General features: G+C 34.5%; 17 protein-coding genes. 5 read left to right on the top strand and 12 right to left on the bottom strand.

From position 1 onward, the window contains the following. Positions 1-299 precede the first annotated feature (299 nt). The 3 genes from CF599_RS10485 to CF599_RS10475 all read right to left on the bottom strand — a co-directional run bounded on the left by CF599_RS10485 (position 300) and on the right by CF599_RS10475 (position 4,096). Positions 300-2,567 (bottom strand): cation:proton antiporter, encoded by a 2,268-nt coding sequence (locus tag CF599_RS10485; protein WP_121965985.1) that lies wholly within the window; start codon positions 2,565-2,567, stop codon positions 300-302. A gap of 112 nt (positions 2,568-2,679) precedes the next feature. Continuing rightward, positions 2,680-3,390 (bottom strand): LytTR family DNA-binding domain-containing protein, encoded by a 711-nt coding sequence (locus CF599_RS10480; protein WP_121965984.1) that lies wholly within the window; start codon positions 3,388-3,390, stop codon positions 2,680-2,682. After that, positions 3,359-4,096 (bottom strand): sensor histidine kinase, encoded by a 738-nt coding sequence (locus tag CF599_RS10475; protein ID WP_121965983.1) that lies wholly within the window; start codon positions 4,094-4,096, stop codon positions 3,359-3,361. The genes CF599_RS10480 and CF599_RS10475 overlap by 32 nt, the downstream gene beginning before the upstream one ends. A gap of 352 nt (positions 4,097-4,448) precedes the next feature. On the opposite strand from CF599_RS10475, the gene CF599_RS10470 reads away from it, so the two are divergent. Next, the gene (locus CF599_RS10470) at positions 4,449-4,955 is read left to right on the top strand and encodes a hypothetical protein (RefSeq protein ID WP_121965982.1); all 507 of its coding nucleotides are present in this window, start codon (positions 4,449-4,451) and stop codon (positions 4,953-4,955) included. Between the two features lie 574 nt (positions 4,956-5,529). Here CF599_RS10470 and dnaN read toward each other — a convergent pair. From dnaN to CF599_RS10440, 5 genes are all read right to left on the bottom strand, one after another. Continuing rightward, positions 5,530-6,648 (bottom strand): DNA polymerase III subunit beta, encoded by a 1,119-nt coding sequence (dnaN, locus tag CF599_RS10460; protein ID WP_121965980.1) that lies wholly within the window; start codon positions 6,646-6,648, stop codon positions 5,530-5,532. Between the two features lie 81 nt (positions 6,649-6,729). Continuing rightward, the gene (gene gldG, locus CF599_RS10455; protein WP_121965979.1) at positions 6,730-8,415 is read right to left on the bottom strand and encodes a gliding motility-associated ABC transporter substrate-binding protein GldG; all 1,686 of its coding nucleotides are present in this window, start codon (positions 8,413-8,415) and stop codon (positions 6,730-6,732) included. Beyond that, entirely contained in the window at positions 8,415-9,131 is a 717-nt protein-coding gene (gldF, locus tag CF599_RS10450) for a gliding motility-associated ABC transporter permease subunit GldF (RefSeq protein ID WP_121965978.1), read from the bottom strand. Before gldF ends, gldG begins: the two co-directional genes overlap by 1 nt. 10 nt (positions 9,132-9,141) lie before the next feature. Continuing rightward, positions 9,142-9,438: a putative quinol monooxygenase gene (locus CF599_RS10445; protein WP_121965977.1), complete on the bottom strand. Its 297-nt coding sequence runs from the start codon at positions 9,436-9,438 to the stop codon at positions 9,142-9,144. A gap of 10 nt (positions 9,439-9,448) precedes the next feature. Continuing rightward, positions 9,449-10,288: an S-adenosyl-l-methionine hydroxide adenosyltransferase family protein gene (locus CF599_RS10440; RefSeq protein ID WP_121965976.1), complete on the bottom strand. Its 840-nt coding sequence runs from the start codon at positions 10,286-10,288 to the stop codon at positions 9,449-9,451. A gap of 95 nt (positions 10,289-10,383) precedes the next feature. On the opposite strand from CF599_RS10440, the gene CF599_RS10435 reads away from it, so the two are divergent. After that, positions 10,384-11,364 carry a PhoH family protein gene (locus CF599_RS10435; RefSeq protein WP_121966001.1) on the top strand — a complete coding sequence of 327 codons (981 nt, stop codon included), beginning with the start codon at positions 10,384-10,386 and terminating at the stop codon, positions 11,362-11,364. Between the two features lie 33 nt (positions 11,365-11,397). Here CF599_RS10435 and CF599_RS10430 read toward each other — a convergent pair whose 3' ends face one another. The 3 genes from CF599_RS10430 to CF599_RS10420 all read right to left on the bottom strand — a co-directional run bounded on the left by CF599_RS10430 (position 11,398) and on the right by CF599_RS10420 (position 13,215). Next, positions 11,398-12,183, bottom strand: coding sequence for a hypothetical protein (locus CF599_RS10430; RefSeq protein WP_121965975.1), 786 nt, complete (start codon positions 12,181-12,183; stop codon positions 11,398-11,400). A 270-nt stretch (positions 12,184-12,453) separates the two neighbouring features. Next, on the bottom strand, positions 12,454-12,942 hold the full coding sequence (gene ybaK / locus CF599_RS10425) for a Cys-tRNA(Pro) deacylase (RefSeq protein ID WP_121965974.1): 489 nt from the start codon (positions 12,940-12,942) through the stop codon (positions 12,454-12,456). Positions 12,943-12,978: 36 nt separating this feature from the next. Then, positions 12,979-13,215, bottom strand: a complete 237-nt coding sequence (locus tag CF599_RS10420) for a hypothetical protein (RefSeq protein WP_121965973.1) — start codon at positions 13,213-13,215, stop codon at positions 12,979-12,981. Positions 13,216-13,459: 244 nt separating this feature from the next. Between CF599_RS10420 and CF599_RS10415 the strand changes: the two genes are divergently transcribed. From CF599_RS10415 to CF599_RS10405, 3 genes are all read left to right on the top strand, one after another. Beyond that, a complete protein-coding gene (locus CF599_RS10415) occupies positions 13,460-14,407 on the top strand; it encodes an isopenicillin N synthase family oxygenase (RefSeq protein ID WP_121965972.1) in 948 nt (315 codons plus the stop codon). A 230-nt stretch (positions 14,408-14,637) separates the two neighbouring features. After that, entirely contained in the window at positions 14,638-14,985 is a 348-nt protein-coding gene (locus CF599_RS10410) for a translation initiation factor (protein WP_121965971.1), read from the top strand. Between the two features lie 16 nt (positions 14,986-15,001). Beyond that, a complete protein-coding gene (locus CF599_RS10405) occupies positions 15,002-15,871 on the top strand; it encodes a nucleoside phosphorylase (RefSeq protein ID WP_121965970.1) in 870 nt (289 codons plus the stop codon). Positions 15,872-15,941: 70 nt separating this feature from the next. Here CF599_RS10405 and CF599_RS10400 read toward each other — a convergent pair whose 3' ends face one another. Then, complete coding sequence (locus CF599_RS10400; protein WP_121965969.1) at positions 15,942-17,024, bottom strand: alpha/beta fold hydrolase; 1,083 nt, start codon at positions 17,022-17,024, stop codon at positions 15,942-15,944. Positions 17,025-17,121: the final 97 nt, after the last annotated feature.

The following is a 17,121-nucleotide window of genomic DNA, read 5'->3' as shown; positions in this document are numbered from 1 at the left end:
AAATCACCAAAAAACGGCTTTTTTGTTAAAAATTTAACAACCTGTAATTTATACCATTTTAAGATAAAATTAAGAATATTATTATTCTTACAATGCGATTATTTACTATCCTATACTCACTTCATAAAATCTACAAAAGAGGTCTAGTTCTAATAAAAGAGCTATGAACTGGAATTATATCATAGTATTTAGTCAACACTTATTCTAGAATTATCAATTATATACATAAAATAAAAGCGCCTTTTCTATTAAGAAAAGGCGCACAACAAATTAATATAATCTATATGATGGAAACTAGGTTACAATTGCATTAGTAGCATAGATGGGGCATTATTTAGCCAAGGGGTTCTCTCCTCTACTAAGTTTTTCCAACTGTCTAAACTGATCAGCATTAAGTCAAACTCTTCGATAAACTCCTTATCTACTTCTTTTGCACTAACTATTCTAATGTGGTTAGGTTTAAATTGTTCGATTAGACGAACTTGCTCTTTAAACTCTGGGTAACTTTCTAATTGTCCGGTAGCGTCTAGCACTGTTATTTGCGCTTCACTATTGCGTATCCACTTCTGTGCATAGCTTAACAATTTCAAATCTTGTTTCGTAAATACAGGCAAAAAGATATGCTCTACTTTATCAAAGTCCTTATTAATAAAGATACCTACAGGAACTTTAGAACGATTAAGTATCTGCTGAGTTCGCGCATTAAACCACGAATTCTCAAAGAACTTCTCTTTTCCAATTACTTTATTTAATAACACGTCAGGATTAATGATGCGTGTCGTAAATCCAAGGATATTTCCTAGAAGTGATCCTCTATAAATAGAATATCCCATCTCGATTAATAGCAAATCACTAATCTGCTCATTGACCACATTCACTACATCACTCTCTACGTCATTAGACACTTTATAATAGGTCTGCACCTCTTGATCTAGCGTCGTCGCTTCTTCTTGCACTGCCTCGAAGATTTCACCTTCATATTCTGTAGAAGTAAAAGCATTCACTTCATTACTCTCCACTAAGTGCATCGCGGTAATACCTGTATCTGCATTATTCTTACCGACGAAACTGCTCGCTAATTTCATCAATGGCTTCAAGCTAGCCTTGTCCTCAAAGAATAGAGACACTTGATATTTGCCGATATTAGAGGTTGCTGTGGTAGTTTCATCTTCTACTAAAGGCCCAAATATCTTAGCGATTAAGTCTAACACTGGCCCTGTCATAAATGTAGTAGTCAAGGCCATAATCACCATCATCGCAAAGACTTCTCCTGTTAAGACACCTAAGTCGAACCCGATATTAAGAACGATAAGTTCCATCAGTCCCCTTGTATTCATTAACGCACCTATGGTCAAACTATCTTTCCAAGTCATTCCGACTATCTTGGCGGTTAGTGCACTTCCCACGAATTTACCTACTGTGGCGACTAAGATAATAATCCCTGTTATCTTCCATAAGTAAGGTTCGTTTAGCAACCCTATCTCTGTACGCAATCCCGTATAAACGAAGAATAGCGGTAAGAATAAGATCACTGCGATATCTTCTACTTTTTCTATAAAGATATTTCTGATTTTCATATTATCAGGCATCACTGCTCCCATCATAAACGCTCCAAATAAAGCGTGAATTCCGATAACTTCAGTACAATATGCTGATATAATAAGTGTCAATAAGAATATCGCCACTGTCCCTTTAGACAATAAATTACTAGAAGACTGATATTTAGCGATACGCGCTAAGAAAGGCTTCACTAATTTTAGCATAACGATCACATAGATAATCGCTAAAGCCATAATATATAAAGAACTCGTAAAACTTCCTGCCTGAACAATAGCTATAACGGCTGCTAATAAACACCAAGCTGTAATATCATCTGCTGCTGCACACGTAATAACGATAGTTCCGAGTCGGGTCTTCTGTAATCCTCGCTCTTGCACAATGCGTGCGAGAACAGGAAAGGCGGTAATACTCATCGAAATACCTAAGAACAAACCGAAAGAAAGGAACTCAACGCCTTGTGGCGCAAATGAAGTAAAGATATAATACGCTAAGGTCATCCCTAAAGCGAAAGGTATAATAATACTGGCATGACTAATCAGTACAGCATCATGCGCTTTATTCTTCAGTACCTTTAAGTCGAGCTCCATCCCGATGACGAACATAAATAGGATTAATCCTATCTGACTTAGAAAGCCTAAGTTGCCCAAAGATTGGGGAGGAAATAATGCGGCTGAAAACTCAGGAAAATAGGTTCCTACTAATGATGGCCCTAGCGCGATACCGGCTATGATTTCACCGATTACAGAAGGCTGCCCTATCTTCTTACATATCCATCCGAATACTCGTGCTACAAGTACGATAGTCACGATCTGTGCTAGTAATAACGCTAGCGGTAAATTTAAGTTATCTTGTATTGTACCTAAAAAGTTTTCGAATACTGATTTATCCGATACTACTTTAACTACATCTGATTCTAAGCGTACTCCTTTAGAAACTACCCAATACATTAAGGCAGAACACCCTCCTATGATAATGAAATAAAGGAAAGAATTTTTAAACTTTGACATACTATTACTTTTTTATCCGATGCAAACATCTCTATTATATATGTGATAAAAAGCAAATATGAATCCAAAGCCACTGAAGTTGTAATGAAATGATATTATTGTGTAACGAATATTATATCTTCTCTAGAAAATCAGTCTTATAGGTCATCCCAAGTGTTAATTCTAGTGGTTTTCCCTCTACTGTCTTCAGTGTAGTCGTGATCTCATCATGGCTAAAAAAACGCACTATACGCAGTGCTATTAGTTCACCTTTATTAATACGACAGAACTTGCTATTAGGTAGCACAGAGACAAACTTATCTAAAGACATATTCTTTGCTATCACTACTTGGTTATTCTCTAGATACACATCTTTATCTCTACTATCGATCTCATTGGTTTTGATATACAGAATGTCTGAGAAATGTAACAATGCCTTTCCTTTATTCGAATTAATCGTAATAAAGCTAACATCATCCACAGGTTTAAACTGTCGCATCGCTTTCAAAATAGCCTTGTGAAGACGCTCTTTCTTAATTGGCTTAGCGATATAATCGATCGCCTCTATCTCAAAAGCTTCTAATGCATACTCTTTATACGCCGTTACGAAGATTACTCCTTTATTTACTAATAACTGAGCGACACTTAATCCATCCATTCCTGGCATATTAATATCTAATATAGCTACATCAAACTCTAATAAAGGAAGTTCCTCTAAAAAGAGAGTAGGATTATCATAAATCTTTACGATTTCAACTTCTTCTATCTGCTCACAAAGCATCTTCAAATACTTCAGTCCAAGCATTTCATCATCAAGTAGTACGCATTTTAGTTTTGAAATCATGTAAGTTAATTTTTAGGTGCATTGAATAAATATGATCGTCTTCGCTTTTTTCTAGTTTATAAGTATGTCCGTAGATCAGCTCTAATCGCTTGTTTAAAGCTGTTAACCCATATCCACCTTTATCCTTAGTCAGTGTCTTCATTCTAGATTTCTTATTAGATACAAGCAAATCAAACTGGTTATTCTTTAGTTTAAACAAGATAGAAATAAATGCATCTGAGCTTGCTAAATCTGCATGCTTAAAGGCATTCTCGATCAACTCGACACAGACAAGTGGAGCGATAAGATCTTCTGTATAATAAGGCTCAGTCTCTCCTATACTAGAGCGAATATCTAATCTAAAAAGAGGGTTAAGCTTTATCTTATTGATATCTATTAATCGCAAAGCGAACTCGTGTTCTTCTTTTAAAGACACCATCTTTCTCTGGCTGTCATAAAGAATATAATCTAGTACTCCTGCCATCTTATCTAAGGCATAGTATGTCTGATAAGCGTGAGACTGTATAGAGTTAAGTATATTCTTAAACAAGTGCGGATCTAATCTAGACTCTAAATTCTCTAACTGTAGATAACGAATTTTAGAATCAAACAATTGTCTCTCGGTTTCTAACTCATTTCGGCGGATGCTTATGGCACGCATCGAATAAATCAACCAACCTATCACAACTAATAAGGTGATTACTATAATAACTAAGAAGGTTTCCATTATCTTAAATGTTTAAGCAAAACTAAAGAATTAAATTGATACATATAAATACTAAATATTATCAGTCATAATGAGACTAAAAGCACTTATACAGATGAATAAACATAAATTTAATATTAAATCAACATTATATTCGCATATTGACCATAATTAGCAATATGTTATTACTAAAAACAGTTATACTATCTAATAAAAAAACCAATAATTAATCAAAATTAATATTATTAATTCAAATTAAAAACAATACAACCGATATAACGCAAGATTTTATAAAAAACAGAAGATAAACACTAATTTTAACATTAATAACTATCTTAGCAAAAGAAAAGAAATCAAATAAAAACACGTAACTATGATCGTATTCACATCTGATTTGCAAAATCACTTTGCTACATTAAATGACAAATTAGAAAGTAAAAACACAGCACACCAAATACTTTCTTACTTATCTCAGAACATCGTAACTTCAATAGGTTTTTACGGGATGCTAGAGAATAACCAAATAGAAAACATAGTAAGTATCAAAAAGACGTTAATCAATCTATTCGTAGATATTAAGTTAGAGGTCCTTAACAGTGTACACTATTTAACGAATGACCACTTACAAGATTTAAATAAGATCAAAATCTTATTCCAAATCAATGAACAGGAGCTTCTAAACTACAAGACTTCCGAAATTCAAGACATCATCTCTAAACAGATCTTCTCTTTAGAAAACAAGGAACAAGTAGACCGATCTGAAATCAAGAAGAATCTAACAGGTTTAAAACAGTTACTAGGGATACCTACTCTAAACCACAACAAAGTAAGTTTAGATCAATACGCTTATGTAACTTCGCCTACTGAAGCAATAGTCTAAACCCTGATTACCCATTAGCCAAACTCACAACAACAAAACAACAATAATACCCATTAGTTAAAATATTCCTTACACTATTCAAAGTATTTGTCCCCAGAATAGCTGTATTGAGATAATACTTGTTTTATGGTATGCTTTTAGTGGTTATATATTTAACATTTATATATAAACCATTGAAACTACTTATCCACTTACTATTACTATCTATATCGATCTATTTAAATAGTCTTGCATTTGACTATCTAGTACTCAATTTACATTCAGATATAGGCAACTCTTTTAGAATAGCCCTTATATTCACTACCATATCCTCTATAATTACGCTAGTAATCATAGCTTATCTGATAAGTCTCTTATTAAATCGACTAGAGTAGATATTCTTTCCCTTTATACACAAGAGTACACATACCATCAAGTAAAGAACAATATACTATTACACTTTCGTTGTAATACGTCTAAGTATGTAAAATTCCAAGCAATTAACACACTGTTAGAGTAGAAAGCAAAAAAAAGCCCCTCTTCGAGATGAAGAGAAGCTCTCTATATATTATTTTATAAACTAATCGTTTATTTACTAGCTATTAAGCATTACAGGCATTACCAACATTGTTACAGTTTCACCATCTTCTAATCCATCTACTGGAGTTAAGATACCTGCTCTGTTAGGTAAAGACATTTCTAAAAGAATATCATCAGACTGTAAGTTGTTTAACATCTCTAATAAGAATCTAGAGTTAAAACCAATTTGCATATCATCTCCTTGGTAATCACACGTTAGACGCTCATCTGCTTTGTTAGAATAATCAATATCCTCAGCAGAAATGTTAAGCTCAGTACCTGCAACTTTTAATCTGATTTGGTGAGTCGTTTTATTTGCATAAATAGACACACGTCTAACAGAACTTAAGAATTGTGTTCTATTGATTAAAAGCTTATTAGGATTTTCCTTAGGAATAACAGCTTCGTAATTAGGATACTTACCATCGATCAAACGACAAGTTAATGTATAATTCTCAAAAGAGAACTGCGCATTAGATTCGTTAAACTCGATACTAACATCTGCTCCTAAAGCCATTAAGATACCTTTAAGGATAGTAAGTGGCTTCTTAGGCATAATAAAGCTTGCTTCGTTAGAAGAAACGATATCTGTACGAGAATACTTTACTAACTTATGTGCATCAGTAGCTACGAAGATTAATCCTGATGGAGAGAACTGAAAGAATACTCCAGACATAACTGGGCGTAAATCATCATTTCCAGCAGCAAAGATTGTTTTGCTGATAGCAGTTGCTAATACTCCTGCAGGAACTTCCGTTTTAGATGGGTCTTCTAATGACTCAGCTTTCGGGAACTCATCTCCTTGTGCATATGCTAAGACGTATTTACCTACGTCTGAACTAATTTCAATCGTATTGTTTTCCTTAACTGAAAAAGTCAATGGCTGCTCAGGGAATGTCTTTAATGTCTCCAACAATAACTTTGCTGGAACAGCTATACTTCCTTGACTTGTAGATTCAATTTCTAAAGTAGCAGACATTGTGGTTTCTAAATCAGATGCAGATACCTTTAATACATTATTATCTAACTCAAATAAGAAGTTATCTAAGATATGTAGGGTATTACTACTGTTTATTACACTACCTAGAACTTGTAATTGCTTTAACAAGTAAGAACTCGATACTATAAACTTCATACTATAATTGTTTTATATGTAAAAATACTTTTACAGTTACAAATATATCCGATTATTACCAATAATAAAAGAAATATCACTTTACTTTTTAATGAATTTTCGTTTTCTGATGAGAATAAATGCACATCCGAAAATTACAACTAGCACTATTGGGATAACCAATACTTTCATTTGGATAGATGTATACTGCTGCTCTACTCTTAATTTGTCTAGCATTGGGATCTTAACCTCTTTGGTTCTCAAATTAATAAGTCCTGTATCATCTAGTAGATAATTGACTGAATTTAGTACTAATTCTTTATTTCCATAAAGCATATTAGTCCATTTATCATATCCTAGCTCTAAAGGCATTCCTTTCTCATCTAGCTGGTTTCTGATAATATCTCCATCTGATATCACGATCATCTGCGTACTTTTACTCTCTGAAAGAGGCTTCTCTACTGAGAATGGCATCACACGGTTCTTAAATACAGAAGAAAAATTACCTTCTAATAACACTCCTAAGATATAACTTCCCTTGCCCTCATAGAACTCAGGTGTAACTTGTTCGTTGATCACTTCAAAGCTAATTTCATTCGGCACACCTACTAAACTTGAGTATTTAGATGACTTCGCTAAGATTGTCTTTTTAATACCATTCTTTAAGGTATCTATCGGAGATGCGAAGTCATACTTCACTCCTTCTATATTTTTAACGATAGGATGATCTGAATCTGGATATACAAAAGGAGCAAACTTCCATAAGAAATCAGTGTACACTGTCTCACTCCCCTGTCTTCCTGATGCTAGCTTTATCTTAGTACTTATCTCGTCTTTAACCAACACTGGATTAATACGCACTCCATACTTAAATAATAATCCTCCTAAGCTCTGATCTTTTGGATACGCTAGCATTCTTCCATCTTGTCTAAGACTGTCGAAGTCTGCCTGCACCTGATCGATTAGCCATAGTGTCTTACCACCATTCATTACATACTGATCTAGCACTCCTATTTGCTCTTCAGAGAAAGGTTTAGTTGGCTTAGCTATAATCGCTAGGTCATATTCTTTTAGTTGCTCTAAAGTCTTCTGTGGAGCCTTCGCTACAGAATCAAGTGTAAAAGGCGCTATATGATACGACTCTCTCACTGTCATTAAGAAGTCAGCGATATTGCCATCTTCTAACTCCCCATTCCCTTTAAGGATAGCGATCTTCTTATATTTCTCTTGCGTTACTTTATTGATTGCCTCAGCAAATGCATATTCTAAGTGCTGTACAGATGAGACAACTTTCTCTTCTGTATTGGCCCCCATCATATTCTTCAACAGCTGTACTCTCGCTACTTTCTCCCCTTGCGTCACTAATGCCCAAGGAAATACTAATTGTTGACTCTGAGCGCCCTTATCGCTTACTGTAATCGTAACAGGTTTCAGATCAAAATTATATAACTTCTCTACTGCTTCTTTCTTATTAGGTCCTTCTTCATTAGGATCGACAAATCTAAACTTGATATTCGAATTTCTAGATTGTATCTCCTCTAAGAGCTGTTTAGTCTCATTTTGAAGTCGTCTAAATTCTAGTGGGAAGTTGCCTTTTAAGAACACATCTACCACCACTGGCTCCTGCACCTGATCTACTATTCCCACCGTACTAGCAGAAAGAGTATATCTGTGATCTTGTGTAAAGTCAAATCGTTTATATACAAAAGTACCGATAACATTAAGCACTACTAATGCTACAAGTAAACGTATCAGTAACTTAATATCGTTTTTTTGAAACTTCTTCATTATTTGCGCAGTGTTTTAATTTTGAATACTGTAAGCCCAAGACACAAGATAGTCATTGAAGCAAAATAAATCAAATCTCTCGTATCGATGACTCCCTTAGAGATACTTCTGAAGTGATATAGAATACCGATCTTCTCAAACCATTCGCCGAATAGTCCTGCTAATGCATCTATCCCTAAAGAAAAGAATAGGCACAGCGCCACTCCTGTGATAAAAGCTACAATCTGATTTTCTGTCAACGAAGAAGAGAATATCCCCATAGATACATAACACGCCACTAGAAATAGTAGCCCTATAAACGAACCAATGATACTACTATAATCTATATGCTGCCCCTCTAAGACTAAATCTTTAAGGATAAACACATATACGATGGTAGGGATAATAGCGATAAAGATTAAAGCAAATACACCGATGAACTTCCCTAATACGATCTGCCATACAGATAACGGCTTAGTTAGCAATAGCTCTATCGTGCCATTCTTAATCTCCTCAGAGAAGCTCTTCATACTTACTGCTGGGATTAGGAATATCAACACCCACGGTGCCAAATAGAAAAAAGGAGATAGGTCTGCGAAGCCACTTTGCAACACATTATACTCTCCATCTAAAAACCACAACAAAATGCCATTTATCACTAAGAACAAGACTATAACTAGATAGCCTGTTAATGAACTAAAAAAAGCTTTAATTTCTCTAAGACTGATTGCCTTCATAAACTATTTACTATTTAAGTGTCACCACTTTATCCACACTCCAAGCTTCTGCTTTCTCTTTGAACAAAGTTTTGGTATAAGGCCATAACTCTCCGAAAAGTTCTGATTTCTTATAGTCCTCCAGATTACTCTCATCTTCCCAGTAACTATACGTAAAAAACACATTAGTATGCTGTTTATCACGATAGACCTCTAAGAATTGACATCCAGGATAATGACGTACTTTATCTTTGATGGTATCAAAGTGCGCTAAAAAATCATCCACCTTGTCTTCAAGCAAGGTTAGCTTTACAATTCTTATAAACATAGTTTTTGCTTTAATATTGTGCTTCAGGATCAAATTCGACCACGATTGTATCATTTAAGTTCAGATTCATCAGCTGACGAGGTGTACCTCCTGGAGAATCTGGCCTAGAGTAAAACAAGCCAATCGTCAACAAATCAACATCATTAAAGACAGCCACTAGTTCCCCAGCGCGTTCCTTTAAGGTAGCGATATCGTTGGTTTTAAAATCGGCGAAGTGATTACTGATACGCGAGATACGGTAATCCTTAAATCGAATAGCATATTTAGTATTTCCATTAGAGACTACATCATAGTCACTTCGGTGTATATTAGTCACTAGATTCCCATAAGAATCTTCGTATATAACTTTTCCTGTAATTTTATTTGGCAATAGAGAAACGCTCATTGCTAAGCGGCTTGGGTTATAGATAGACTCTAGTGAATCCCCTATCTCTTCTAATCTGCGACCTTCTAATAATTGATATGCACAATACACAAATATGTCATTTGACTTCATCATTCCATCGTGCTTGATGTGAACCGCCTTATCGAAACTTTCTTCTCCTAAGATGATGCTTACTATCCCGTTATCAGCGGTGATAAAATAATGACCATCATATTCTACGCAGATTGCTTTTGTATAATCCGTTACAGAAGCATCGACTGCTATGATATGTATTGTACCTTGAGGAAATTGGTTATAAGCTGCTCCGATAACGAATCCAGCATCCTCAGTGTTATATTTACTTATTTCGTGTGTGATATCAACTATATTACAGCCACTGATATTGGAATATATCTTTCCCTTTAAAGCCCCTACATAATGGTCTCTATATCCAAAATCTGTTGTTAGTGTAATTATTCTTTGCATTATTATTTTTCAATATATTTTAAGAAAAATGATTTTTTTATAGTAGATTTGAATATACAAAATTAGATTATTTTTTTTAATTAACTCCATTGGTATTGAACGAAAGGATAATAGAATTAACAGATTTTAGCCCTAAAGATTTTTGGGGTCCACAAGACACTCATTTAGATATACTTAAGAAGTTATATCCGAAGATTAAAATTGTGGCGAGGGGAACTTTACTTAAAGTTTATGGTGATCCAGAGATTTTAGACGAGTTTGAGAAAAGCTTTGACCGCCTTCTCAAGTACTTTACTAGATATAATCGCATCGACGAGAATATCATAGAGAGACTAGTCTTAGATAGCGCACCTGCCTCACTTCCTACAGATGATATCCTAGTACATGGCGTATCGGGTAAAATGATCAAAGCGATCACACCGAATCAACAGAAACTCGTGAAGTATGTAGAGAAGAATGATATGGTCTTTGCCATAGGGCCTGCGGGTACAGGGAAGACTTACACTGGAGTAGCATTAGCTGTTCGAGCACTTAAAAACAAAGAGGTAAAGAAGATTATCTTAACTAGACCTGCTGTAGAAGCTGGAGAGAACTTAGGTTTTTTACCAGGTGATATGAAAGAGAAGTTAGATCCTTATATGCAGCCACTTTATGATGCATTAAGAGATATGCTACCTCCGCAGACGCTAGATGATTATATTCTCAAAGGGACCATACAGATAGCTCCTCTTGCTTTTATGCGTGGGCGTACACTAGATAACGCATTCGTTATCCTAGATGAGGCTCAGAATACAACGCACTCACAAATGAAGATGTTCTTAACCCGTATGGGTAAAAACGCTAAATTTATCATCACAGGAGATCCTGGACAGATAGACTTACCACGTAAGGTATCTTCTGGATTAAAAGAGGCACTTTATATCTTAAAGGATGTAGAAGGTATCGGGATGATATACTTAGATGATAAGGATATTGTAAGACACAGATTAGTCAAAAAGATCGTCGAAGCTTATAAAATCAGCGAAGAACGACCTGATAAAATGTCAATAGAAGAACTAAAAAAAATGGAAGGTTAATACCTTCCATTTTTTTTAGTTTATAGTAATAAGTTACATATTATAAGTATCTCTTAAGAACATTAGCTTCTGCTTTCCATTCTCGTATAGATATAAATAGTCATCTCTTAATTCAAAACGATCACAACCGTCTAACACTGATAATAACTCTTTCTCTTTTTGGTACAGATCAGTTACATACTCAGGTGATAATACTACTTTAAAGAAGATACTATCTCCTTCACATCTAACATCACCATAGATCATGTGATTACCTCCACTACCAGAGAAACTTCTTGTATTAATATCAATACAGATCATAGGAATCTGATTAATACCTAGCTCTTCTACTCTCTTTTCTTCATAAGACTGAAAGATCCAGTTACCTGATAATTTATCTGTATATAAATAATGTCCAAAACAAGCAAAATCAATTACTTCCTCTACTTCACTATCTTGATTGCGTATTAATCTTACTGCTACTGAATGATCAAATCTTCCATCAGCAAAGTCTTTTGCTGTTTCATCTTCATATATCACGACTTCTATTTCTTCATGTTTAGTACGAGATTTATAAATTCTGCACTCACCATCTACTAATGGTTCTACGAAAGGAAAGATAATCTTCTGATTCGGTTTAGTGCTAGAATAAACAATTCCCTTTTTCCCTACAGAAACAACTTGTGGTGAATCCTGAGCCACAGCCTTAAAGAAAGTACCATCCAAATCATTTTTACTCAATAAATCAATTTGTTTATTACTTGCTTCTCTAAAGCCCTTTTCTTTCACTTGATCTACTCCACATGAAGGAAACAATGAAACAGTTAATGCCAATATCATATTTTCAAATTTACAGTGTACAAAGATAAATCCAACTTACTTGCTAAAAGAATTCTCTAACCTATTTTAGTATTAATTTAACTCCAAAACACCCCATTTATTAAACTTTTATCTAATTTGTCCCTGCAAAGATACAACAACATTAACTAATCAACATTTTGATCCGACAAGGATTGTCATAATTATAACAAAACATTAATAAACATACGCAAAATGTACTATCAGTTTTTTCAGAATAAGGCAAAAACCAAACACTTAATCAACTTGTTTTCAATCCTTTTTAACAATATCTACAAAGTTTCCTCCGATTACATCTACTAAATCAGATGGACGAATCCCTACACTTAATCCTTTGCGTCCACCGCTAACATAAATCATATCAAACCCTCTTACTTGTTCATCTATAAACGTTGGGTACACCTTCTTCATTCCGATTGGTGAACAGCCTCCACGGATATAACCTGTTGTGGCTAACAAATCTTTAACTGCTAGCATCTCTATCTTCTTCTCACCGCATACATGCGCCGCTTTTTTTAGATCTAACTCACTATTGATAGCGACCACGAATACATAGACAGCACTACCTTTACCATGCGCTACAAGTGTTTTTAGAGAGACTTCCTCTCCTATACCAAGTTTTTCACACACAGACTTTCCATCTATTAATTCGTCACTGATGTCATACTCATGCATTTCATAACTTGTCTTTTTGCTATCTAGTATACGCAATGCATTCGTTTTGGCTACTTTTTTACTCATTTTGATTTAATCGTACTTAATAATTTAAGTGCAAATTTATAATAATGTTGTCTTATAACCTGTCTGTCTTAAGCAAAACATAAAGTCATCTTGCTTATCTGACACGCAATAAATATTTAATGAAGATCCAACTAATTTCTTAAAGATTGGTTTAAAGCTCTTTGGCAAAGTAGCATAGAACTCATCCATATTAGACAACTTGTATTTAGGGTCAACGTCAACTGCCACTAAGACTACAAACTCATTATTTTTTAATTCGATAGGTAATTTCATAGTTTTCTTTTTTAATAGTTATTACGGCAATTTATAAAAAAAATCATTACTTTTTTACATTTCTTAAAAAAATCACAATCCTATTTTCTCATCATTCTTCCGAAATACACAATGCTTAAATCTCATTTCTCGAATAAATTAGACCTAATAAAAAGATAAATTGTAGTTATCAACCGTATTTTGTGGAAAAAAAATTTACATTTGCGTCAAATAACTCAAGTAAGCATATATAACAACTAAGTAAATGCAAAACATTCCTAGTGTTGACTTACGTGATTTCCTATCGGATGACCCGGTACGTAAACAAAAGTTTGTAAATGAAATCGGCCAAGCCTACGAAGAAATTGGATTCGTAGCACTTAAAGGACACTTTTTAGATGATCAATTAGTTGAGAATCTATACACTGAAGTCCGCAACTTCTTTAATCTTCCTTTAGAAACTAAAGATTCTTATGAAGTACCAGGTATTGGTGGTCAGAGAGGATATGTTTCTTTTGGTAAAGAACATGCAAAAGGGAGAACAGAAGGTGACTTAAAAGAGTTTTGGCACTTCGGTCAATACGTTGATAACGATCCTGCTCTAGAAGCATCTTACCCTGCTAATGTAGAAGTAAAAGAATTACCTCAATTTAACGCTGTAGGAAAAGAAACTTACCAAATGTTAGAAAAAACAGGGGTATACGTACTACGTGCTCTTGCTTTATTCTTAGATTTAGATGAGTTCTACTTTGACAAATTCGTTAAAAACGGAAACAGTATCTTACGCCCTATCCACTACCCACCTATCAAAGATGAACCTAAGAACGCTGTAAGAGCAGCTGCTCACGGGGACATTAACTTGATTACACTACTTATGGGTGCTCAAGGTAAAGGTCTACAGGTACAAAACCACGATGGACAGTGGATCGATGCTATCGCAGCTGATGACGAACTAGTGATCAATGTAGGTGATATGCTATCTCGCCACTCTAATAATAGATTAAAATCTACTATACACCAAGTGGTAAACCCTCCTCGTGAATTATGGGGAACATCTAGATACTCTATTCCATTCTTTATGCATCCTGTAAGCACGATGCCGCTAAACTGTTTAGAAAACTGTATCGACGAGAATAATCCTAAGTTATATGAAGATATTACTTCAGGAGACTTCTTATACCAAAGATTAGTAGAATTAGGTTTGATTAAATAATCATCCATAATCACAATACTATTAAAAGAGGGAGCAAATAACTCCCTCTTTTTTATTTATTGAAAAAAATAGATTTTATAAAGTCATTTTTTTTACGAATAAACACGAATAAATTTTAACACTTTTCGTACCTTTACATATACCCACAATAAATAGGCTCTAGATCACTATTATCTATCTTATCTATAGGGGTATTATTATTTTATAAAAGCACCACATTTAATACTTATATGAGTAAAAAGATAAATAGTTTAGATGCCTTAGGAGGATTTGTATTCTCTACAAATAAAGATTTTGAGTTCGAACAAGAAGAATCTCTAGATACATTAGCTCCGAACCAACAGCGATTAGAAGCTCATCTTGACAAAAAGAATAGAGGCGGTAAAGTAGCTACTATTATTAAGGGATTCGTAGGAACTGAAGATGACTTAAAAGACCTAGCTAAAAAACTAAAAACACTATGTGGTGTAGGAGGAAGTACAAAGGACAGCGAGATTATCATACAAGGTAACTTTCGCGACAAAATAATGGATTATTTAATAAAAGAAGGCTACAAGGTAAAACGTGTAGGCGGATAATTAAAAATTTAATATTATGAAGATTAAATCATCTGAATTAATTCTAAACCCTGATGGTAGTATTTACCATCTAAACTTAAGACCTGAACATGTTGCTAAAGACATCATATTCGTAGGGGATCAAAACCGTGTTGATAGAATCACTAAACACTTTGAGTCTATTGAATTCTCAACACAAAAAAGAGAGTTTAAAACTACTACAGGAACGTATAAAGGTAAGCGTATGACTGTAATCTCTACAGGTATCGGACCTGACAATATTGATATCGCGGTGAATGAAATCGACGCTTTATTCAATATTGACTTAGAAACAAGAGAGATTAAGAAAGAACTTACTTCTGTAAATATCGTGAGAATCGGAACTTCTGGTTCATTACAAGCTGATATTCCTGTAAACAGTTTCGTATTATCGCAATATGGACTAGGACTTGACAACGTTATGCGTTCTTACCTAATCGAAGAAGTAACTGATGTGCCTTTAGAAGATGCATTTATTAAGCATACGAATTGGGATTTAAGAAAAGGACGTCCTTACTTTATCAAAAACAGTTCTGAACTAGAAGCTAAATTAGAAAGTGAACTAACATTCAAAGGTATCACAGGTACTGCAGGTGGATTCTACGGGCCTCAAGGACGTGTACTTCGTCTAGGTATCCAAGATCCTGAATTAAACCACAAGATCGATAACTTTAGTTTCGGTGAATACCGTATCACTAACTTCGAGATGGAGACTTCTGCTATCTATGGTCTATGTAAATTATTAGGTCACCACGCTGTATCTCTTAACACGATTATCGCTAACAGAGCTAATGGTACCTTCTCTGAAGATCCATATGCTGCTGTAGATAAGTTAATCATCTACACATTAGATAAACTTGCTAAATAGTAAGATTACTTATAACAAGAAAAGCTACCTATATCAGGTAGCTTTTTTTGTATCTATACATTGTGTTTTCTTAATTGTGCTTCTTATAAAAAGCTTTCATTGATCCGTAATACATCTCAGGTGCTTCAAATGGGGTATTATGTGAAGCGTTCTTTAGATAAACTAGTTCCTTATCTTTCTCTGGAACATTCTTAAGCCCTTTAAATATCGTTCTACCTTGATCCACTCCTATCGCATAGTCAAATTCTCCTTGGATAACGAGTACAGGTGTTTTAATCACTGCTAGCTCCTCTATAATATTCAGATTATTATATGATTCTGTGTTCATAAATACCTCATTGATATATTCAAGTCTTGCCATCGCCTTCTCGACAAGTTCCGGTGTGTATTTCACATTTTTGAAAAAATCAGGATCAGCTAGTACTTTGTCCTTTTTCGCCTTATTCGCAGGATTAGCCCAGTACACATCAAAGCCCAACTCTTTAGGAAACTCGTATCTTACTAGATTCATATCTTTAAAGAAGTCTTTAAATCCTTTGCCCTCGATCTCGTTAAGTTGAGTCAGAATATCTTGATATATCTTCTTTTTAGCAGGATCAGTAGTTGTTTTAAGTAGGTCAGTTGCCAATTTTCGTTCATGGTTAATCAACGCAAAGTTTCGCTGTGGACTATCCGCAAACCCAGAACTACTGATATATGAGTTAATCTTCTCTTGGTGTTTGATCAGATATAAAAATCCATAAAGCCCACCCCAAGATGTACCTAACAGATTGATTTTCTTATTTGGATATTTAGCTTTGATAAAATCGACTACATTGTCTAAATCTTGTACGAACTGATCTGTTGTCAACATTGCCTTGTCTGTACACTCATCTGACTTTCCTCCTCCTCGTTGGTCAAAATACACCACCAAATAATCTTTCTCAAAGACATCTTTAAGGAACGCATGATCCACAGAGAATGCTCCTGGACCACCATGTAGCGTGATAATGATCGGTTTGTCCGCATTTCCTATTGCATTAGCATATAGATTAGACTTCTCCACAGGAATAAAGAATTCCTCATCTATTTGAGCATTCTTTTTCTTCTGTGCTTGACTAGGACTTATCCCTACAAAGAAAGACGTCATTAAGCATAATAGTAGTGTTTTCATTGGTTTGGCTTTTGATTTTTTGGATTGATTTATAGAATAAGACGACAGATTGACAATTTAGTTACAGTTAGTTTAAAATATTTATTATTTGACAACT

This window comes from Myroides sp. N17-2 (assembly GCF_002286775.1).
In the GTDB taxonomy this organism is placed as follows: Bacteria; Bacteroidota; Bacteroidia; order Flavobacteriales; family Flavobacteriaceae; genus Flavobacterium.
Note: the sequence above shows the minus strand (reverse complement) of the source record. Positions and strands in the feature narration are given on the sequence as shown.